The sequence below is a fragment of the Curtobacterium ammoniigenes NBRC 101786 genome (genome assembly GCF_001571045.1).
Lineage (GTDB): Bacteria > Actinomycetota > Actinomycetes > Actinomycetales > Microbacteriaceae > Curtobacterium > Curtobacterium ammoniigenes.
Genome location: NZ_BCSV01000002.1, coordinates 413,079 through 432,778 on the forward strand (window position 1 = coordinate 413,079; position 19,700 = coordinate 432,778).

The 19,700-nt window shown below is 67.7% G+C and carries 16 protein-coding genes; 11 read left to right on the plus strand and 5 right to left on the minus strand.

Features of this window, described 5'->3' with window-relative positions; translation table 11 throughout:
* Nucleotides 1-68: 68 nt before the first annotated feature.
* Complete coding sequence (locus tag CAM01S_RS05715; RefSeq protein ID WP_157071446.1) at nucleotides 69-509, plus strand: hypothetical protein; 441 nt, start codon at nucleotides 69-71, stop codon at nucleotides 507-509.
* Between the two features lie 21 nt (nucleotides 510-530).
* Here CAM01S_RS05715 and CAM01S_RS05720 read toward each other — a convergent pair whose 3' ends face one another.
* A complete protein-coding gene (locus CAM01S_RS05720) occupies nucleotides 531-1,550 on the minus strand; it encodes an alpha-hydroxy acid oxidase (RefSeq protein WP_217999719.1) in 1,020 nt (339 codons plus the stop codon).
* Nucleotides 1,551-1,768: 218 nt separating this feature from the next.
* Between CAM01S_RS05720 and CAM01S_RS05725 the strand changes: the two genes are divergently transcribed.
* From CAM01S_RS05725 to CAM01S_RS05755, 7 genes are all read left to right on the plus strand, one after another.
* Nucleotides 1,769-2,800 carry an ABC transporter permease gene (locus tag CAM01S_RS05725; protein ID WP_066517527.1) on the plus strand — a complete coding sequence of 344 codons (1,032 nt, stop codon included), beginning with the start codon at nucleotides 1,769-1,771 and terminating at the stop codon, nucleotides 2,798-2,800.
* Between the two features lie 122 nt (nucleotides 2,801-2,922).
* A complete protein-coding gene (locus CAM01S_RS05730) occupies nucleotides 2,923-4,014 on the plus strand; it encodes a substrate-binding domain-containing protein (RefSeq protein WP_066517528.1) in 1,092 nt (363 codons plus the stop codon).
* 74 nt (nucleotides 4,015-4,088) lie between these two features.
* A complete protein-coding gene (locus CAM01S_RS05735; RefSeq protein WP_066517529.1) occupies nucleotides 4,089-6,623 on the plus strand; it encodes an ATP-binding cassette domain-containing protein in 2,535 nt (844 codons plus the stop codon).
* A gap of 53 nt (nucleotides 6,624-6,676) precedes the next feature.
* Nucleotides 6,677-8,059, plus strand: coding sequence for a M24 family metallopeptidase (locus tag CAM01S_RS05740; protein WP_066517530.1), 1,383 nt, complete (start codon nucleotides 6,677-6,679; stop codon nucleotides 8,057-8,059).
* Nucleotides 8,060-8,089: 30 nt separating this feature from the next.
* The gene (locus CAM01S_RS05745) at nucleotides 8,090-9,154 is read left to right on the plus strand and encodes a zinc-dependent alcohol dehydrogenase (RefSeq protein WP_066517531.1); all 1,065 of its coding nucleotides are present in this window, start codon (nucleotides 8,090-8,092) and stop codon (nucleotides 9,152-9,154) included.
* Nucleotides 9,151-10,209, plus strand: coding sequence for a 2,3-butanediol dehydrogenase (locus CAM01S_RS05750; RefSeq protein ID WP_066517532.1), 1,059 nt, complete (start codon nucleotides 9,151-9,153; stop codon nucleotides 10,207-10,209). The genes CAM01S_RS05745 and CAM01S_RS05750 overlap by 4 nt, the downstream gene beginning before the upstream one ends.
* Before the next feature lie 79 nt (nucleotides 10,210-10,288).
* Nucleotides 10,289-11,266 carry a zinc-dependent alcohol dehydrogenase gene (locus CAM01S_RS05755; protein WP_066517533.1) on the plus strand — a complete coding sequence of 326 codons (978 nt, stop codon included), beginning with the start codon at nucleotides 10,289-10,291 and terminating at the stop codon, nucleotides 11,264-11,266.
* Between the two features lie 157 nt (nucleotides 11,267-11,423).
* On the opposite strand, the gene CAM01S_RS05760 is transcribed toward CAM01S_RS05755, so the two are convergent.
* Nucleotides 11,424-12,494 carry an SDR family oxidoreductase gene (locus CAM01S_RS05760; protein ID WP_066517535.1) on the minus strand — a complete coding sequence of 357 codons (1,071 nt, stop codon included), beginning with the start codon at nucleotides 12,492-12,494 and terminating at the stop codon, nucleotides 11,424-11,426.
* A complete protein-coding gene (locus CAM01S_RS05765; RefSeq protein ID WP_066517538.1) occupies nucleotides 12,491-13,051 on the minus strand; it encodes a VOC family protein in 561 nt (186 codons plus the stop codon). Before CAM01S_RS05765 ends, CAM01S_RS05760 begins: the two co-directional genes overlap by 4 nt.
* 155 nt (nucleotides 13,052-13,206) lie before the next feature.
* On the opposite strand from CAM01S_RS05765, the gene CAM01S_RS05770 reads away from it, so the two are divergent.
* Nucleotides 13,207-13,884, plus strand: coding sequence for a helix-turn-helix domain-containing protein (locus CAM01S_RS05770; protein ID WP_066517541.1), 678 nt, complete (start codon nucleotides 13,207-13,209; stop codon nucleotides 13,882-13,884).
* Between the two features lie 44 nt (nucleotides 13,885-13,928).
* Here the strand turns inward: CAM01S_RS05770 and CAM01S_RS05775 are convergent, their stop codons facing one another.
* Nucleotides 13,929-15,392: an NAD-dependent succinate-semialdehyde dehydrogenase gene (locus CAM01S_RS05775; RefSeq protein ID WP_066517546.1), complete on the minus strand. Its 1,464-nt coding sequence runs from the start codon at nucleotides 15,390-15,392 to the stop codon at nucleotides 13,929-13,931.
* A gap of 59 nt (nucleotides 15,393-15,451) precedes the next feature.
* Nucleotides 15,452-15,979, minus strand: coding sequence for a VOC family protein (locus CAM01S_RS05780; RefSeq protein ID WP_066517547.1), 528 nt, complete (start codon nucleotides 15,977-15,979; stop codon nucleotides 15,452-15,454).
* A 114-nt stretch (nucleotides 15,980-16,093) separates the two neighbouring features.
* On the opposite strand from CAM01S_RS05780, the gene CAM01S_RS05785 reads away from it, so the two are divergent.
* Together CAM01S_RS05785 and CAM01S_RS05790 are read left to right on the plus strand one after the other, a co-directional pair.
* On the plus strand, nucleotides 16,094-18,301 hold the full coding sequence (locus tag CAM01S_RS05785) for an alpha-ketoacid dehydrogenase subunit alpha/beta (RefSeq protein ID WP_066517548.1): 2,208 nt from the start codon (nucleotides 16,094-16,096) through the stop codon (nucleotides 18,299-18,301).
* The gene (locus CAM01S_RS05790) at nucleotides 18,301-19,698 is read left to right on the plus strand and encodes a dihydrolipoamide acetyltransferase family protein (protein ID WP_066517549.1); all 1,398 of its coding nucleotides are present in this window, start codon (nucleotides 18,301-18,303) and stop codon (nucleotides 19,696-19,698) included. Before CAM01S_RS05785 ends, CAM01S_RS05790 begins: the two co-directional genes overlap by 1 nt.
* Nucleotides 19,699-19,700: the final 2 nt, after the last annotated feature.

A 19,700-nucleotide genomic window follows, 5' to 3' on the forward strand; every position in this document is an offset into this window, starting at 1 on the left:
CGAAATTCGAGCCACAGCACAACGGATATCGGCCTTTTAATTCGTCAAGGACAGATATTGTTATGGCCGTGCGAAGATGGTCGCGAGTTTGGACCGGCGTCGGTATCGGCGCTGGCCTCGCGGGCTGTGCAGGATTCACCTTTGCCGTCCCGGGTACCGCTTCGCACTGGTCGAGCAATGCGCTCTACAACCAATACTCGGTGGGGATGCTCGCGTTCGTTTGCATCGCATTTGCACTGGTCGGCGGCGCCGCTGGCGCAATTCTTGCTGCCGTCAATATTGCAGCCATACCGCTTTTCGCTCGCTTCGCCGTCGCGCGCTGGCTCTCCATTCTCGTTGCGGGCGTTGTACCGATCGTCTTGCTTGTTATGAATGGAAGCATCTTCGTCGGCTCCGGTATCGAGCTCTATGTTGTGAGTTTTTCCGCCGGGGTTGTTGGAAGTGCGTCCGACGCGTGGCTCGTGCGTCGGACGCTTTCACAAGGCAAGCCGATCGAGGGCACCGAGTGAATCGAATCCTCCCCACGCAGCCTATTTTGAGCGAACGACGAGGTCCGGCGTGAGCTGGTCGACATCAGCGGTGCCGACGAGCTGCATCGCTTCGACAAGTTCCGTCCGCATCTGATCGAGGAGCGCGCGAATCGCGTCACTGCCTCCGGCCATGAGGGCACGCAGGATCGGGCGCCCGAGCATGACCGCGTCCGCGCCGAGCGCCAGCGCAGCCATCGCATCGACGCCGCTCCGGATGCCGCCGTCCACGATGACGGGAGCAGCGCCGTCCACCGCGGCCACGACCTCCGGGAGCGCGTCCGCTGACGCGATTGCCCGGTCGAGTTGCCGGCCGCCGTGGTTCGACACGATCACTCCCGCGGCACCGGCCTCGAGCGCGAGGCGCGCATCGTCACCGCGCAGCACACCCTTCACCAGGACCGGAACGCGGTAGCGGTCCGCGAGTGCCCGGATCAGATCGAGCGTGGCGGACGGGTCTTGCGTCACGTCCGCAGCGGTGATCGACGGGTCGACAGTGCGACGCAGGTTCTCGACGTGCATGGCGTTCGCGACGATGCCCGGCGTGGCACGGCGCTTCCGGCCGACGATTGGGGTGTCGCCCGTGAGGACGATCGCGCTCGCTCCGGCGTCGACCGCCTGCTGTGTCAGTGTCAGCGCGACCGACGGGCGTCCGGTCGCGTACACCTGGTACCACCAGGGCGACCCGTTCATCTCCCGGCCGACCTCCGCCGCAGGAACGGACGAGCGCATCGACAGCACCATGAGCGCACCGGCCGCCGCCGCGCCTCGCGCCGTCGCGCGTTCACCGTCGGGGTGGCCGAGCCCGTGGAGCGCCGACGGGGCGACGAGCAGCGGATGGGGGAGCGACGCGCCGAGGAGGTCGATCGCCGTACCGACTCGCGAGACGTCACGCAGGATGCGGGGCCGGAACCGGAGGGACTGCCAGGCCTCCTCGTTCGCATGGAGTGTGACCTCGGCTCCGGAGCCGGTCTCGTAATAGTCGCGCACCGCGTTGCGCTGCACAGTCTCAGGGTCGTTCACGGCGCCTCCTTGCATCCGATTCGTCAGGCCGACCGCGGGCCAGCAGGTGTTCTCGGACCATCCCCGTCGTGTAGTGATGGTGAACGGTCCCACAGGAGGCACGCCCGGTTCCGCCCGCAATGAAACCGTTATGCCCGTCCGCTGTTGTGCAATGCCACTGATCGTGTACAGTCACGCTCAACACATCGACCGTTCGATACCAGCGCAATGGAGCGTCAATGTCAGTGACGAGCGAAACACGCGAGCCGCGACTCCTTACGAGTGCAACCGTATCCGTCTCGAAGGGTCTCGTGACGATCGGCGCCGCAACGATCCTGCTGTTCATCGTGTCGGCCCTGTTCGCCCCATCGAGCGTCGCCCCGGGATCGCTGCAGGGCATGCTCCCGATCGCGGCGGTGCTCGCCGTCGCCGGCCTCGGCCAGATGCTCGTCGTCCAGCAGGGCGGCATCGACCTCTCGGTCGCCGGTGCGATGTCGCTCGCCGTCGTCACCGTCACGCACATCCCCGATCAGAACAACAGCCTCCTCGTCCCGGCGGTGCTGCTCGCGCTCGTCTTTGCGATCGTCGGCGGCATCGTCAACGGGCTCCTCGTCGGTGGTGTTGGGCTCAACCCGATCATCGCCACGCTCGGCAGCAACGCGTTGTTCTACGGCGTCAACCTCCTGATCTCCGGCGGCCGCCCGCGTATCACCACGTCCGATCTGCAGAACCTCATGACCGGATCGGTGCTCGGCATCCCGTTCTCCGTGTTCTTCGCCGTCGGCGCGCTGATCCTCGTCATCGTGCTGGTCCGGCACACCCCGGCGGGCCGCCGATTCGAGTTCGTCGGCGCGAACCCCCGCGCCGCGCGCGCGGTTGGGTTGCGCGTTCGTGTGCACCAGATGTCCGCGTACGTGTGGGCGCAGCTGCTCTACTGCGTCGCCGGAATCATGATCGCGGGCATCACTGCCCAGCCGAGCGCGTACAGCGGCGACAGCTTCCTGCTCATCTCGGTCGCGGTCGTGGTCCTCGGCGGCACCTCCCTGCTCGGCGGCCGGGGATTCCCCGTCGCCACGGTCATCGCGGCGATCTTCCTCGAACAGCTCGTCCAGTTCGTGCTCGCCCTCGGCGTTTCCACTGCCGTGCAGACCGTCGTTCAGGCCGCGGCGCTCGCCGTCGGGGTCTCGCTCTACACCGTCGACTGGCGCGGGATCTGGTACCGGATCCGAGGCGGACGCACGAGACCCACGCGCCCAGCCCCGGCCTCCTGAACGAACCCCCGCGGGCCGTCATGTTCGTCGGCCCCACTCCACGCTCCACCCCACCCCCGGCGTTCCCGCCGCACCAGCAGTACCACCAGCGACATCGATGTCGCGCATCACCTGGAGGAACTATGAATCGTCGCAAGACCCTGGGCATCGTCGGCGCCATCGCCGCCGCGGCCCTCGCGCTCACCGGATGCACGAGCACCGGTGGCGCGTCCAACAGCACCGGAAAGGTCACGCACGTCGCGGGCGCACCGTCCTGGTGCGGCACGAAGAAGATCACCTTCGCCCTGCTCGATGGCTTCGGTGGCAACAGCTGGCGGCTCGTCACCACGGCATCCGGCAAAGCGGAGGCGCAGAAGTGCCCGAGCGTCACCAAGTTCCTGTACGCGGACGGCCAGGGGAACACCTCCAAGGCGATCTCCGACATCAAGGGCATGGCCTCGCGCGGCGTGAACGCGATGGTCGTCTTCCCGGACGCTGGCAAGGCAGTGCTTCCCGCACTCACGGATGCCTACAAAGCTGGCGTCGTCACCGTGCCCTACCGGGTAGACCCGGGTGGCAAGGCGGGCGTCAACTACGACAAGTGGATCGGCGACGACTTCGCCAATGACGGCAACAACTGGGCCGCATGGATCAAGAAGGTCGTGCCGAACGGCGGCAACATCCTGTTCATGGGTGGCCCTGCGGGCAACAGCCAGAGCGTCACCGAATACGATGCGCTCCGCAAGAACCTGCCGTCGAGCTACAAGTTCATCGACCAGACGCCATTCGTGCCGACGAACTGGGACCCGACGCTGACACAGACACTGCTGTCGGCGGCGATCGCGAAGTACCCCAAGATCGACGTGATCGTCTCGGACTTCGGGCCCACGCTCGTCAGCTCGCTGCCGCTCTTCACCAAGAGCGGACGTCCGATCCCCGCACTCGCGACCTCCGACGGTAACTCGCTGAGCTGCTTCTGGAAGAGCCAGCAGTCCACGAGCCCGTTCAAGCTCATGACGGTCGCGACCGGAAACGACAACGTGCGTCTCGCCGTCGACTACGCCGTGGCCAAGGCGACGGGCGGCAAGATCCCGACGGCGGACTCGTTCAAGAGCCCGATCTTCGAGGACTCCACGGATCCGTCCAAGCCGGTCGACTGCCAGGCGAACCTGCCCGGTGACGTCTACCTCTCCGCGCAGATGCCCGGAAGCCAGCAGGCGGCGCTCGGCAAGTAATCCGAACCGGAAACGGACCCGGTCGGATCATCGCGATCCGACCGGGTCACCCGGTGCTCATACGGAAGGCAAGCATGAACGAGGCAGTGATGGAGCCGATGCAGGAAACGGTCCCGCAGGTTGCGACGCTCGAGATGCGCGGCATCACGAAGACGTACTCCGGGGTCGCCGCCCTGAGTGATGTGTCAGTCGACATCCGGCCGGGCGAGGTCCACGCGATCCTCGGCGAGAACGGCGCGGGCAAGTCGACGCTGATGAACATCGCGACCGGCGGCACGCACCCGGACTCGGGCACGATCCTCGTGCGCGGGTCCGTCGTCCCGCCACTGAACCCGCGGCTTGCCGCCTCGTACGGCATCGCGATCGTGCATCAGCACCCCGCGGTGCTCCCGGACCTGACGGTCATGGAGAACCTGCAGGTGGCGCTCCCGGGATCAGTGCTCCGTGGCGAGGGCGGCAGCCGAGCGACCGCCGAGCGAATGCTGTCGCGCGTCGGCCTCGACGTCGATCTTGACGACCGCGTCGAGACGCTGACCGTTGCCCAGCGCCATCTGCTCGAGATCGCGAAGGCGTTCGCCGTCTCCCCGTCGTTGCTGATCCTCGATGAGCCGACCGCGCCACTCGGGAACGATGCCGTCGAGCGGTTCTTCGCGCTCGTCCGCGAGGCCGTGGCGGACGGCGTATCGGTTGTCTACATCACGCACCGGATGGCCGAAGTGCGGGAACTCGCAGACCGTGTCACGGTCCTTCGCGACGGTCAGGTGCGCGGCACCAGCGCGGTCAGCGACATCACCGACGCAGAACTCCTCGCCCTGATTGTGGGTCGGACCCTGGCCTCGGCGTTCCCACCGAAGCGTTCGGCACAGGACGCGGACGGCACCGGCGACGATCTCGTGATCGCGGGGCTGTCAGGGCCCGGCTTCGTCGACGTCAATGCGTCCGTCCCGCGCGGCGCGATCATCGGTATCGCGGGCGTTGTGGGAAACGGGCAGAGCGACCTGCTCCGCGCGCTCGCGGGTCTCGAGTCCTTCGAGGGCACCGTGACGATCGGCGGCCGTGCCTACACGTCCAGCGAGCTGCTGCGCCACGCGGCCTACATGCCGGCCGACCGACACGGCGAGGGCCTTGCGATGAGCCTGGGCGTGCGGGAGAACGCAGCGATCTCGGCGCTGCGGTCGTTCGCTCGCGGCCCGCTGCTCAGCCGCAAGAGCGAGGTCTCGCGCGTGCGCGACTCGCTCGGCTCGCTCTCCGTCAAAGCCGCATCGATGGACGCCCCGGTCGGGTCGCTCTCCGGCGGCAACCAGCAGAAGGTTGTCATCGGCCGGGCGCTCCTGTCCGACCCGGTCCTCCTCATCGCTGACGAGCCGACGCAGGGTGTGGACGTCGGTGCCCGCGCGGATATCTACGGGATCCTCCGCGACGCCTCGAATCGGGGCATTCCCGTCATCATCGCCTCGTCCGACTCCAAAGAACTCGAAGGGCTCTGCGACCAAGTCCTGGTGATGTCCCGCGGTCAGGTCGTCGCGACCCTGACCGGTGACGACATCACCGAGGAGCGCATGGTCAGCGCCGCCGTCGGTGCGACGACGAGCGCGATCGCCGTACCCGACGCGCTTCGCCAGGAGCACACCACGGGCTTCCGTCGATTCGTGCAGGGCGACTACGCTCCGAGTGCGCTCGTGGCGGCCGTCATCGTGGTCCTCGGCGGCTATATCGTCGCCCAGAACGCCGCGTTCCTGTCGACGTTCAACCTCACGACGATTCTGACCGCCGCGACCGCGATCGGGTTCCTCGCCATGGGACAGAACATCGCGATGCTCACCGGAGGCATCGACCTGTCCGTCGGTCCGCTCGCCGGCTTCCTTGTCGTCGTCGCATCCTTCTTCGTGAACGACGGCAAACCTGCCGGGACCGTGATCCTCGGTCTCGTCCTCATGGTCCTGGTCGCGATCGCCACGGGATTCGTGAACGGCGGTCTCATTCGCTACGGCAAATTCACGCCTATCGCGGCGACGCTGGCACTCTATATCGCCCTCGGTGGACTCGAGCTCCTGCTCCGACCCCAGCAGGGCGGATACATCAGCCAGGCGTTCCAGTCGTTCGTGAACCTGAGCTTCGGCCCGGTTCCGCTGTTCTTCATCATCTTCGTTGTGCTGTCGGTCGCGATGGAGTTCGCGCTGCGGCGCACCCGTTGGGGATGGCGCCTTCGCGCCACCGGCTCCGATGAAGAGGCCGCGCGAACTGTGGGCCTCCGGATCGACCGGACGGTCATCTTCGGATACGTCGCGACGGCGCTGTTCGTCTTCCTCGGCGCCCTCATGTTCATGGGCCAGTACGGCATCGGCGACCCGACGCAGGGCGCGTCGTTCACATTGACGAGCATCACCGCCGTCGTGCTCGGTGGTACGAGCCTGCTGGGCGGGCGGGGCACGTTCATCGGCCCGATGCTCGGTGCGCTGCTCCTGCAGCAGGCGCTGTCCGCCACCGTGTTCCTCGGGCTCGGCACGGTCTACCAGTACTTCTTCCAAGGCGCGCTCATCCTCGCGGCCGCGATCCTCTACACCGCCGGCCGGATCCGTCGTCGGCGTCGGATCGCCGCGATCGACTGAGCAGCCTCCCAACCGACCGGCGCCCTGGCGCCCGATCAGAAAGGCAGACCACTGTGGTCAGCACAGCGACATTCGGCACGAACGCCGTCGACTGGGAGGAACGGGTCCGCTTCGACCGCCTCCGCGACGAGCGGTTGGCGCGGCTCAAAGCGGAGCTCGACGCCTCCGACCTCGGCGCGGTCCTCGCTTTCGACTTCTCCAACATCCGCTACATGACGGCCACGCATATCGGTACGTGGGCGATGGACAAGCTCATCCGATTCGCACTGCTGACGCGTCATTCGGATCCGGTCGTGTGGGACTTCGGATCCGCCGCGAAGCACCACCAGCTCTACAACCCGTGGCTGGCGGAGACGACAGCGGAACTCGACGCGGACCCGCACGCGCCGCATCACGGGGCCAAGCGTCCCCGCATCGAGAGCGGAGCCCGCGCCGGGATCTCGACACTCCGCGGCGCCTTCAACCCGGACACGGGCGTGGCCGACGAGGTCGCCGCGAAGATCAAGCGTGAGCTCGAGAAGTTCGGGCTCCTCGGCGAGCCGCTCGGCGTCGATGTCGTCGAGATGCCGATCCTCATGGCGCTGCAGAACGCGGGGATCTCCGTCGTCGACGGCCAGCAGGTGTTCATGCGCGCGCGCACCATCAAGACGCAGGACGAGATCACGCTGCTGACGCAGGCCGCGTCGATGGTGGACTCCGCGTACGACCGGCTGTACGAGTTCCTGCGGCCAGGAGTGCGCGAGAACGAGACCGTCGGACTCGTCGCGAAGGTGCTCTACGACCACGGGTCGGAATATGTAGAGGGCGTGAACGCGATCTCGGGGGAGCGGTGCTCTCCGCACCCGCACGTGTACTCGGATCGGATCATCCGACCCGGCGACCCCGCGTTCTTCGACATCCTGCACAGCTTCAACGGCTACCGCACCTGCTACTACCGGACGTTCGCCGTCGGCTCGGCGAGCCCCGCACAGAACGACGCCTACAAACGCGCGCGTGAGTACATGGACCGCGCCATCGCACTCGTCCGACCCGGTGCGACCACCGCTGACATCGTCAGCGTCTGGCCGAAAGCGCAAGAGTTCGGGTTCCCCGACGAGGAGGCCGCGTTCGCCCTGCAGTACGGCCACGGCGTCGGCCTGTCGATCTGGGAGAAGCCGATTTTCTCGCGGCTCGTGTCGCTCGATCACCCCGAGGTGCTGCGCGAAGGCATGTTCTTCGCGTTGGAGACATACTGGCCGAGCGCGGACGGCATCGGCGCTGCCCGCATCGAAGAGGAGGTCGTGGTGACCGCCGACGGTTGCGAGGTCGTGACGAAGTTCCCCGCCGAAGATCTGCTTGTCGCCGGACAGCGGTACTTCGCCGTGAACGGTCCGCTGCCGGTGATCCGCAGCTCGCAGTCGCACCTCAACACGGAGTGGGGCCGCGGTGAGGCGTGAGTCGAAGATCGGTGGAAACGAGGAGCACCGATGAGGGCCGCCGTCTACTACGGGGCACACGACGTTCGGATCGAAGACGTGCCGGAACCGCAACGCGACGACGGCCAGGTGGTGCTGAGGGTTCTCCGCTCCGGGATGTGCGGCACCGATGCGACCGAGTGGAAGGCGGGCCCGCTGACGTTCCCCGTGAACCGCGTGCACACGGTCACCGGCCAGACCGGTCCGATGGTGTTCGGCCACGAGTTCATCGGCGAGATCGTCGAGCCGCTTCCTGGAGGCGCCTATCCTGCCGGTGCACTCGTCGCCTCCGGTGCCGGCGTGTGGTGCGGAGCGTGCGACCGGTGCCTCGAGGGCCGCACAAACCTCTGCCGTAGCTACTTCACCCACGGCCTGAACGCGCCAGGGGGTCTCGCGGAATTCGTCGCCGTGGCGGAGAAGACACTGGTTCCCATCCCCGAGGGTCTCTCGCTCGACGCGGCCGGGCTCGCGCAGCCGCTCGCGGTGGGCCTCCACGCCGCACGGCGGTCGGGCATCGCGGACGGCGACCGCGTCGTCCTCATCGGTGCCGGTGCGATCGGTACGTTCGTGCTGACCGGCGTGCGCCACCTCGCGCCCGCTGCGGACATCACCGTGGTCGACTTTCCCGGACACCGACTCGAACGCGCTGCTCGGCTCGGTGCGGGGCAGGTCGAACCAGTGGGCGATGACATCGCCGACCGGATCCTCGACCGCATCCCGGGAGGCGCGGACGTCGTCATCGAAGCCAGCGGCGCTCCCGGCCAGCTCGCCACCGCGATCCGGCTCGTGCGGGACGGCGGCACAATCCTGCAGGTGGGCTTGCCCTCGAAGTCGCCCGAGGTCGACGTGCATGCGCTCGTCATGCGCGAGATCACCGTGCGAACCACGCTTGCGCATGTGTGCGGGACCGACCTCGGTCCGGCGCTCGAGATCCTGCAGACCACCGCGCTGGCCCACGAGCTGCTCGACTCGGTTCACCCGCTCGACGACATCGCCGAGCAGCTCGAGCGACTCGCCACCGGCGGTCTCGAGGGCAAAGTCCTGTTCGACCCCACCCTGACCAAGGAGCATGCATGAGAGCCGCGGTCTTTCACGCCGCCCACGACGTTCGCGTCGAAGACGTTGCCGCCCCGGGTTCACCCGGCCCCGGCGAGGTACTCGTCAAGCCGTTCTGGTGCGGAATCTGCGGAACGGACCTGCACGAATACGCGATGGGCCCCATCGTCACCCCCGCCGAACCACATCGGCTCAACGGCTCGACGATCCCGCAGATCCTCGGCCACGAGTTCTCCGCCGAGATCGTCGAGGTCGGTGCCGGGGTCACGACGGTCTCGGTTGGACAGCGCGTGTCGGTGATGCCGCTCCTGTTCGACAACACCTGTTACTACTGCGTCCGCGGCCTCAACCACCTCTGCCGCAACATGGCGTGCATCGGCCTCAGTTACGCCTGGGGCGGTATCGCCGAGCTTGCGATCGTTCCCGTCGAGAAGCTGACCGTCCTTCCGGATGCCGTGACGGACCTCCAGGGCGCGCTCGTCGAACCGGCTGCTGTGGCCGCATACGGAGTGGACACGGCGAAGGTGCGCCCCGGCGACCTCGTGCTCGTCACGGGTGCCGGACCCATCGGAGCGCTCGCATCGCTCTATGCCGCGTCGCTCGGGGCGCAGGTGATCGTTTCCGAGGTCAACCCGACTCGAGCGGCACTGGTCCGCAGTTTCGGCGTCGGCGAGGTCCTCAACCCGGCCGAGATCGACGTTGCCGCGTACATCAAGGACCTCCGTGATGGAGTCGGCGCGGACGCGGTCATCGAATGCTCCGGCAATGAACGCGCGTTGCAGACCGCGCTCGCCGCCGTGCGATCGGCCGGACACGTGTCGCAGACCGGCCTCCACACGCGCCCGGCGTCGATCGACCCGATGGTGCTGTCCGAACACGACATCACGCTGACCGGCACCTGGTGCTATCCGGTGTTCGACTTCCCGCGCATCGTCGATCTCATTGCGCGGGGTCGCTACCCCGTCGAGAAGGTCGTCACGGCGCGGGTGCCCATGGCTGACATCGTGGCGAAGGGCTTCGAAACGCTCTTGTCGCCCACCGGTGACCAGGTGAAGGTGCTCGTCGAAACCCGATGAGCGGAGCGTGTCAGAGCGTGTCGGGCGCGCAAGACCGCGCCGGATGCGGCCATGACCACGATGGAGAGGAACGATCCCCGTGAAAGCACTGGTGTATACCGCCGAGGATGCGCCCGCGGTCGAGGAGCGACCGATCCCGGCGATCGCTGCCGACGAGGTGCTCGTCGCTGCCCGCTCGGTCGGCGTCTGCCACTCGGACATCGAGCTGCTGGAGGGTCGGTACATCATCCCGTTCAGCTATCCGATCATTCCCGGGCATGAGTGGTCGGGTGAGGTGGTGCGCGTCGGTGCCGACGTGACGGACTTCGCCGTCGGGGATCGGGTCGTCGGCGAGTGCGTCATCGGGTCAGACCATTTCGGCTTCTCCATCAGCGGCGCGGCCGCCGACTTCTTCGTTGCCAAGGCGTCGTGGCTGCACAGACTCCCCGACGAGCTCTCGTTCACGATGGGTGCGCTCGTCGAGCCGTTCAGCGTCGCCTACTACGCCGTGCAGCACGCCGGAGGCGTGGATGCGAGCGACACGGTCGTGGTGCTCGGTGCCGGACCGATCGGCCTCGCCGTCGCGGCGGCGACCGGCGCGATGGGCGCAACGACCATCGTCGTCGAGCCGACCGCTGAGCGGCAGGACGCGGCGCTCGCCCTCGGCGCGAAGCACGCGGTGCACCCGGACGACGTGGACGCGTTGCTCTCCCGGCTCACCGGTGGTCGTGGTGCGGATCTCGTCGTGGAGGCCAGTGGCCGCCCGGCTGTGATGGCGCGCGCGCTCGAACTGGTCGCGTTCCAGGGCCGGGTCGCGTACATCGGCATCAACGTCGGCGGCTCGGCTCCAGCGCAGCTCGGGCTGATCCAGTCGAAGGAGCTCCGCATCACCGGCTCGATCGGGTCGCCGGGCGTGTGGCCGCAGACGCTCCGGTTCCTCGCCGGCAGCGGTCTCGACCTATCGCCGCTGGTGACCCAGCATTTCTCCGCCGACGAGGCGCTCTCGGCGATCGAGGCTGCGCGCCATCCGTCCCCGACGACGATCAAGGCGCATATCGAATTCGACGCGCGGCTGTAGGCCCTCGAGCTCGGGGCGTCCCGCATTCGCACGCTCGAGTTCGAGCACGAGCGGGCGATATGTCCGGCGAGCCGCGCGGCCACGCCGGGTATATCGCCCGCTCACAGCCGCGGCGACTCCTCCGGCCGATGCGTGCCTGCGCCGCCCTGGCTGCTCCTTACGGCAGGACGCGCGCCGCCCGGTACTGCTCGATGTAGCGGAAGAACGAGTCGCGGGTGTCACGAGTCGCCGTGAACCCGGCCTTCCGGCTCTTGTTCATGTCGGTGAGGACCTCCATGTCGCGGCCGAGGTCGGCGTCTGAGTGCCACCAGGAGGCGACACGCGCCAAATCCGGCTCGACGAGTCCCTCGCGATGCGCGATCGCGCGCCACGTGTCCTCCGTGCCTGCCATTGCCGCTTCGAGCGTGCGTGGCTCGCCCTCGAACCCCTCCCATGGCAGCCCGAAGAAGGCGGCGATCTGCGGCCAGAGCCACCGCCAGCGGAAGACGTCGCCGTTCGCGGTGTTGAACGCCTCGTTGCGTCCGTGCTCGGACGCCCAGAGCATCTGTTCCGAGAGCAGCTCAGCGTCGGTCACGTCGGTCACGGAGTTCCACTGCGTCGACGACCCGGGGAACACGAACGGCAGTCCAAGCTCCTTGCAGAGCGTCGCGTAGGCGCCGATCGTGAGGACCATGTTCATCGCATTTCCCGTCGCGAACCCGAATACGGTGTGCGATCGGTGCACGCTCCACGTGAACCCGGCACGTTCAGCAGCGGCGAACAGCTCGTCTTCTTGGGCGTAGTAGAAGTTCGGGGTGGAGGTCCGCGGCTCCTCCTCATGGAAGGGCGTGTCCGCGACGACCCCCTGCGCATACGCCTCGAACGGGCCGAGGTAGTGCTTCAGTCCGGTCATCAGGGCGACGTGCTGGAGGCTGCCGGCCGGCTCGAGTGCCGTCAGCACGTTGCGGACCGCACCGCCGTTCACGCGGATGTTGTCGGCCTCCGTCGCCATCCGGGTCCATGCGGTGATCGCCGCGAACTCGGGGCGAACCTCGCGAAGCGCTTCGGCAAGGGCCGCCGGGTCCCCGAGGTCGGCGCGGACGGGAACGACGCGAGGGTCGGGCGTTCCGCCGCTGCGGGAGAGCCCGTAGACCTCCCACCCGGCATCTGCCAGATAGGCGGCGAGGTTCTGGCCGACGATGCCGGTCACGCCGACGACGAGGGCGCGGCGAGGCGCAGTGCTGGTCATGCGGTTGCTCCCGTTTCTGTGGAGGCGGACGGAGATCGGTGTGCAGCGGAAGCGCCCGCGGTCCGTGCGGTGAGATAGGCCTCGATCCCTGCCTGCCGTTCCTCCGGGCGGGTGTAGGCCACTTCCACAAGTTCGAGCGGGATCCCATCAGGGTCGTGGAAGTACACCCATCGCCAGCCCGCGAGCACGCCATCGTCAACGACGTGTGGGCCGGAAAGGAACTCGACGCCGGCAGCCTCGAGGCTGGCGACGGTCTTAGTGACATCGTCAACGCGGAACGCGACGTGCATCGCACCGAGATGGTTCTGGTGGACCGGGCCGTCGCTCGGCTCGCGATTCGCGTACTCGAGGAGCTCCAGGGTGTCCGGCCCGACCTGCAGGCAGCACTGCCGGAGTTTCGCGTTCGGAACGCCGACGCCCTGCGCGAGCTCGTCGCCGTCGAACCAGGGGCTCGGCTCGCTTGAGAACGGGAATCCGAGAAGGTCGTGGTAAAACGCGATGGACCGGTCGAGATCGGACACGATGATGCCGGTGTGGTGGACCCCGTGAATGGTCATTTGCATACTTCCTTGTATGGCAGCACTGTTCGTTGTCACTGAACATTAGCAGAACACCGGGCTCCGTTCCGTGTATATTTATCCCACTGCCGGCGGCGGACGGGGTTCAGGACGATACCGCCCGACCGGTCGACCACGAACGACGGGCGGACAAGATGGTTGACGTTCCGAGCTTCGCAGTCGGCGAACTGGGGATCCGATTGAAGGAGATCCGGCAGCAAGCGGGCATGTCCCTCCGAGAACTCGCACGGCAGGCAGGCGTCTCACCGTCGCTCGTCTCGCAGATCGAGAATGGCAAGTCGCAGCCATCCGTCTCGACGCTCTACGGATTCGCTCGGCTGCTCAACGTCACCGTCGACGAGCTGTTCGAGGCTGAGGAGCGGGCCGCTGAGCATGACGATCCCGACGACGAATGGCACGGATCCGGTCGGATGAACCCGATGAACGCGTGGCGGCCGTCCGAGTACGCCAATCGCGTTTCCGTCGTGCATCCATCGCACCGACCGCAGCTCACGATGGCCGAGGGCGTCGTCTGGGAACGACTCGCGGCCACGCCCGAGCATGCGGTCAACTTCATGAAGGTCTCGTACGCGCCCGGGGCGACATCGACGGCTGGCGGCGATCTCGTCACGCACGAGGGGTACGAGTACGCGTACGTCTTGACTGGACAGCTCGTCGTCACGGTCGGCGAGGAAGTGTTCCACCTCAACCCGGGCGAGTCGTTCGGGTTCGACTGCTCGATTCCGCACATGCACCGCAACCCCGGCCCCGAGCCGTTTGAGGGCGTCTGGTTCGTGCACGGTGGCGTGCACCGCCCGGGGCCCGGCGCATAGCCGGGCCGCGAGCGGCGATCGCCCGATCCGTCGGCGTCAGTCGCTCAGACAGAGACCGCGAGGTACTGCGTCTCGAGGAACTCAAGGATTCCCTCCGTGGAACCCTCGCGCCCGAGTCCGGACTGCTTCGTGCCGCCGAACGGGGCCGCTGGATCTGAGACGACGCCGCGGTTGATCGCCACCATGCCGACGTCGAGCCGCTGGCCGACCTGCATGGCCAACCGCTCCTCCCCGAAGACGTACGCCATGAGGCCGTACTCGCTGTCGTTCGCGAGACGGACTGCTTCGTCCACGTCGGTGAAGCGGACGATCGCGGTGACGGGTCCGAAGATCTCGGTCGCGTTGATCGTGCTGCCGTGCTGCACATCGGTGAGCAAGGTCGGCGCGTAGAACGCCCCCGTGTCGCTCTTGGTGCCGCCAGTCACGACGTGCGCGCCCTCTTCGACGGCAGTGTCGACCAGATCAGCGACCTTGTCGCGCTCCTTGACGGACACGAGCGCGCCGAGTTCGTTGTGTCGGTCGAGGCCGGATCCGACCGGCATCGTCGACAGCCGTTCGGTCATCCGCTCGACGAACGCGTCGTGCACCGAGTCGTGCACGTAGAACCGATTCGCCGACGTGCAGGCCGACCCGCCGTTCCGCATCTTGGCGAGGAACGCGCCGTCAACCGCGACGTCGAGGTCGGCGCCCGGCAAGACGATGAGGGGTGCATTCCCGCCGAGCTCCATCGACGTGCTGATCACCCGGTCCGACGCGGTCTTCAGCAATTCGCGTCCGACCTCGGTCGATCCGGTGAACGACAGCTTCCGCACCGCCGTGTGGTTCAGCATGCGCGCGACCGCCGGGCCGGTGGGCACGGGCGTGACCAGGTTCACGACGCCGCGCGGAACGCCCGCTCGTTCGAGCACGCTCACCACGTAGGCGGACGTGAGCGGTGTTTCGCGGGCGGGTTTGAGGACCATCGTGCATCCCGCTGCGAGTGCGGGAGCGAGCTTTCGCGTGGCCATCGCTGCAGGGAAGTTCCACGGTGTGACGAGCAGCGAGACGCCGATCGGGTGGTGGGTCACGACGATGTGCTTGTCGCCGGCAGGCGAGAGTCGGTACTCGCCCGGCACGCGAACGGCCTCCTCGGCGAACCACCGGAAGAACTCCGTCGCGTAGGTCGCTTCGGCCTTGGCGTCCGGCCATGACTTGCCGTTCTCGCGCACCATGAGCTCAGTGAGGGTGTCGGCCTCGGCTGTGAGGATCTCCCACGCGCGACGGAGGATTTCGCTCCGCTCGCGGGGGGCTCGCGCGCTCCAGGCGGGGAATGCGGCGGCCGCCGCATCGACGGCAGCGTCGCAGTCAGCCTCAGTCGCGATCGCGAAGTCCGTGATCGTCGATCCGTCGGAGGGATCCACGACGGCGAAGCGCTCGCCGTCGGACCCCGCTCGCCACGCGCCGTCGATGTAGAGGTCGCTGAAAATCGCGCGGTCGATGGCGGTCGTGGGGGTGTCGGTCTGGGTCATCGTCGGCCTTCATTGCTCAAGAGTGGTTGTCGGTAGTCCAGGTGGTCTCGCGGAACGCGTCACTCGGCGGGGTGCTTCGGGTGCCAGAGCAGGACCGGCGCATCTCGCTCGTACTCCTTGCCGTCCGGGAACGACACGAGTTCGAACTGCATGCCCCAGGGGCTGAGGAAGTACACCCACCGTTGTCCGCGGCTTGCGGCCGAACTCGCGGTCGGATCTCCCATCACTCGAACGCCCTGCGCGCGAAGGTACGCCACTGCGGCATCGAGATCGTCAACGTAGAACGCGATGTGGTGGCCGCCGATGTCACTGTTCCGAGGCTGGGGCTGCTGTCCGTCGGCCGGCTCGTAGGAGAAGACCTCGAAATTCGTTCCCGTTCCCACGCGGTAGAAGTTCAAGCGCCGCATGACGGTCCGTGGATGGACGCCGAGGTGCTCGGCCATCCAGTCGTCATCGGGGTGCGCGAACGGCCCGAGCGAGTACACGCGCGTGCAGCCGATCACGTCGACGAAGAAGCGGTCTGCTTGATCCAGGTCTGGCACCGTGAACCCGATGTGGTCAGTGCCGACCATGCCTGGTATCGCCATGAACCTCGCGTCCTTTCGCGTCTTGCCGTTCACCAGACTGTACAACTACACTGAACACCGCGCGAGCGCTGGGCGCCGCGTCCCGCACTCACCCGTCAATGGAGAAGAGGGTCGATGCCGAAACGTTCCCGTCTGAGCGCCGAGGTCCCCTGGATCAGGCTCGAGACGATACCCGCCGACTGGAAGCGTGCCGATCCGGGGCTCCTCACCTCGATGCTCGCGGAGTTGCATCTGATTCGCGCGTTCGAGGAGACCGTGCTCGAGCTCGCCGGTGAAGGCCTCGTTCACGGGCCCGCCCACTCGAGCATCGGGCAGGAGGGCGGCGCCGTCGGCTCGATCATCGGCCTGCGCTCGGCCGACGGAGTCAACGGCTCGCACCGAGGCCATCACCAGTTCCTCGCCAAGGCGCTGACGCACGTGACGGGAGGGAGCCTCCCGATCGACGGGATCGTCTCCGATCCGGTCGACACCGTCTTGCAGCGCACGCTGGCGGAGATTCTCGGGCTTGCGCAGGGCTTCTGTCGCGGACGCGGCGGATCGATGCACTTGCAGTGGTTCGAAGCGGGTGCGCTCGGCACGAATGCGATCGTCGGCGGCGGCGTCCCGATGGGCGCGGGCAATGCGTGGGCGCAGCGCCATGCGGGCACGAGCGACGTGACGGTGAGCTACTTCGGCGACGGTGCCGTGAACATCGGGTCGGTGCTCGAGACGATGAACCTCGCTGCCGCGTGGGAGCTGCCGTTCGCGTTCTTCATCGAGAACAACCGGTACGCCGTGTCGACCGAGGTGCACGAGGTGACGCGGGAGGCCCGCCTCTCCGGCCGCGGACCAGGCTTTGGGATCCCGGCATGGCAGGTCGATGGCATGGATCCGCTCGCCGTGCACCTCGCGATGAGTGACGCGCTCGATCGGATGCGCGCCGGCGATGGGCCGGCCGTCATCGAGGCCGAGGTGTACCGCTACTTCCACCAGAACGGCCCATACCCGGGCAGCGCGTTCGGGTACCGGACGAAGGCGGAGGAGGCCGAATGGCGCGATCGTGATCCGATCCTCCGAACGGAGCGCGAACTCGCCTCGCTCGGACTCGTCTCGCCGGAGCAGGCTGCCGACCTCCGCAGGCAGGCGCAGGAGGCGATGCGTGGCGTCGCCGGGCGACTCACGGAGCCGGATCCGGACTCTGCCGGGAAGCGACGGATCCGACCGGAGCTCTGGCCGGATCCCGAGTTCGTCGATGTGGGCATCCGCGGCGACGCGAGCGAGATCGACCCGACGAGCGTGCGCGACCCATTCACGGCCGGCAACGGATCAGGCGCCGACACCGCCGCAGCCTCCCCGAACGGCAAGTTCGTCGATGCCGTCGCCGGCGTCATGCACCACCGGATGGAGCACGACGACCGGATCATCGTCCTGGGCGAGGACGTGCACCGACTCAACGGCGGCACGAACGGTGCGACGAAGGGGCTCGCCAAGGCGTTCCCAGGTCGGGTGCTCGGCACACCGATCAGCGAGAACGCGTTCGTCGGACTCGGTGGCGGCATCGCGCTCGACGGGCGGTTCCGGCCTGTCGTCGAGTTCATGTACCCGGACTTCCTCTGGGTCGCCGCAGACCAGGTGTTCAATCAGATCGGCAAGGCGCGCCACATGTTCGGCGGCGACAACCCGGTGCCGATCGTGCTCCGCACCAAGGTCGCGATGGGGTCCGGGTACGGATCGCAGCACCTCATGGACCCCGCTGGGATCTTCGCAACGAGCCCCGGGTGGCGCATCGTCGCACCCTCGACCGCGGCGGACTACGTCGGGCTCATGAACGCGGCCCTCGACCTGCAGGACCCGGTGCTCGTGATCGAGCACATCGACCTCTACCCGCTGGCGGAGGAGATCCCGACCGATCTGGAGTACCGGATCGCTCCCGGAACCGCAGCCCTGCGCCGCACCGGCAATGACGTGACTGTGATCAGCTACCTGTCGATGGTCCGGCACGCACTGGAGGCTGTGGAACAGACCGGCGTCGATGCGGACGTGATCGACCTGCGCTGGTTGGACCGCGCCTCCATCGACTGGGAGACCATCGGCGCGAGCGTGCGCAAGACGAACGCGGTGCTCATCGTCGAGCAGGGCGCCCGGGGAACGTCCTACGGGGCGTGGCTTGCCGACGAGATCCAACGGCGGTACTTCGACTGGCTCGACCAGCCGATCGAGCGGGTGACCGGCGGCGAGGCCAGTCCGAGCATCTCGAAGGTTCTTGAGCGGGCCGCGATCGCGCGAACCGACGAGGTCGTCGCCGGCCTGAATCGAGTCGTCGCAGCGATGGGCGGACGCTGATGGCATCGATCGTGCGCATGCCGGAGGTGCTCGCCGGCGCGAGCGAGGCTGCGATCGCCACCTGGCTTGTCGCGAAGGGGCAGCAGGTGTCGATCGGTGTGCCGCTCGCCGAGGTCGAGACCGAGAAGGCGATCGTCGAATACAACGCCGAGGTCGAGGGCACCGTGCTCGACCTCCTCGTCACCGAGGGCGACACGGTCGCCGTGGGCGATCCGATCCTGGTCGTCGGGGCGCCGGGAGAGACCCCGCCCGGGGCGGGGGCGCGCAACGCCGTGGGTGAGCCCGCTGCCCCGCCCGAGCCGGAGACCGCGTCGGAGGCAGCTGCCGCGCGCGAGCCGGAGATTGCGCCCGAGCCAGCTGCCGCGCCTGAGCCGGAGACCGCGCCTGAACCGACCCCCGCACCGACAGCAGGCACCCCGGACCCGAACCGGTCCGAAGGGTCGACAAGCGGCACCCCTGCTGCCGCTCCCGCTGGCACCGCGCGCCGGTTCGCGAGCCCGATCGTGCGTCGGCTCGCGAAAGAGCGTGGCATCGAGCTCGGCTCGCTGACCGGGACCGGGCCAGCGGGACGAATCACGCGCCGCGACCTCGATGCACTCGCTGCGGGTGGATCCGTTGCGGTGAGTGGCGGAAGCGAGCCGACCGGAGTCGACAGCGCGACAGCATCACCGCGCGCAGCCAGCCGCGCCACCGCGACGCCGGTCACGGAGACCGCCGCCGAGTACGAGGACGTTCCGCTCAGCGGGATGCGGCGTGCCATCGCGCGACGACTCACCGAGAGCAAGTCGACCGTGCCGCACTTCTACCTCGTCGCCGATATCCGGATGGATGCGCTGTTGGCGCTGCGGTCGGAGATCAACGGGCACGGTACTGCGCGAGTGTCGGTCACGGACCTGCTCCTGAAAGCGGCTGCGGGAGCGTTCGGAGTCGTCCCCGACGCGAACGCCGTGTGGGCCGAGTCGGCCATCCGCCGGTTCGCATCCGTGGACATCGCGTTGGCGGTTGCGATCGATGGGGGCCTCGTCACTCCGGTGCTTCGCGGCGTCGACCGCATGTCGGTGGGCGCGCTCGCGGCAGCAACCGCGGACGTCATCGATCGGTCGCGCGCCGGCAGGCTGAAGCAGCATGAGCTCGAGGGCGGATCGTTCGCGATCTCGAACCTCGGGATGTATGGCGTGAGCGAGTTCTCCGCGATCATCAATCCACCGCAGTCCGGCATTCTGGCGGTGGGTGCCGCGCAAGAACGCGCGGTCGTGGAGGACGGCTCGATCGTCGTCCGGCGCGTGATGACGGTCACACTGTCCGCGGACCATCGCGTGCTGGACGGTGCGCTCGCCGCGCAGTGGTTGGCTGCGTTTGTGGACCTGGTCGAGCATCCGCTGCGCATCCTGCTGTAGCC

Bases quoted from the DNA above. Each gene is read 5' to 3' on its own strand.
- CAM01S_RS05735 (WP_066517529.1), top strand. From the start codon at position 4,089: ATGAACGAGGCAGTGATGGAGCCGATGCAGGAAACGGTCCCGCAGGTT.
- CAM01S_RS05760 (WP_066517535.1), bottom strand. From the start codon at position 12,494: ATGACCAGCACTGCGCCTCGCCGCGCCCTCGTCGTCGGCGTGACCGGC.
- CAM01S_RS05790 (WP_066517549.1), top strand. From the start codon at position 18,301: ATGGCATCGATCGTGCGCATGCCGGAGGTGCTCGCCGGCGCGAGCGAG.
- CAM01S_RS05775 (WP_066517546.1), bottom strand. From the start codon at position 15,392: ATGACCCAGACCGACACCCCCACGACCGCCATCGACCGCGCGATTTTC.
- CAM01S_RS05780 (WP_066517547.1), bottom strand. From the start codon at position 15,979: ATGGCGATACCAGGCATGGTCGGCACTGACCACATCGGGTTCACGGTG.
- CAM01S_RS05770 (WP_066517541.1), top strand. From the start codon at position 13,207: ATGGTTGACGTTCCGAGCTTCGCAGTCGGCGAACTGGGGATCCGATTG.
- CAM01S_RS05750 (WP_066517532.1), top strand. From the start codon at position 9,151: ATGAGAGCCGCGGTCTTTCACGCCGCCCACGACGTTCGCGTCGAAGAC.
- CAM01S_RS05745 (WP_066517531.1), top strand. From the start codon at position 8,090: ATGAGGGCCGCCGTCTACTACGGGGCACACGACGTTCGGATCGAAGAC.
- CAM01S_RS05725 (WP_066517527.1), top strand. From the start codon at position 1,769: ATGTCAGTGACGAGCGAAACACGCGAGCCGCGACTCCTTACGAGTGCA.
- CAM01S_RS05785 (WP_066517548.1), top strand. From the start codon at position 16,094: ATGCCGAAACGTTCCCGTCTGAGCGCCGAGGTCCCCTGGATCAGGCTC.
- CAM01S_RS05765 (WP_066517538.1), bottom strand. From the start codon at position 13,051: ATGACCATTCACGGGGTCCACCACACCGGCATCATCGTGTCCGATCTC.
- CAM01S_RS05730 (WP_066517528.1), top strand. From the start codon at position 2,923: ATGAATCGTCGCAAGACCCTGGGCATCGTCGGCGCCATCGCCGCCGCG.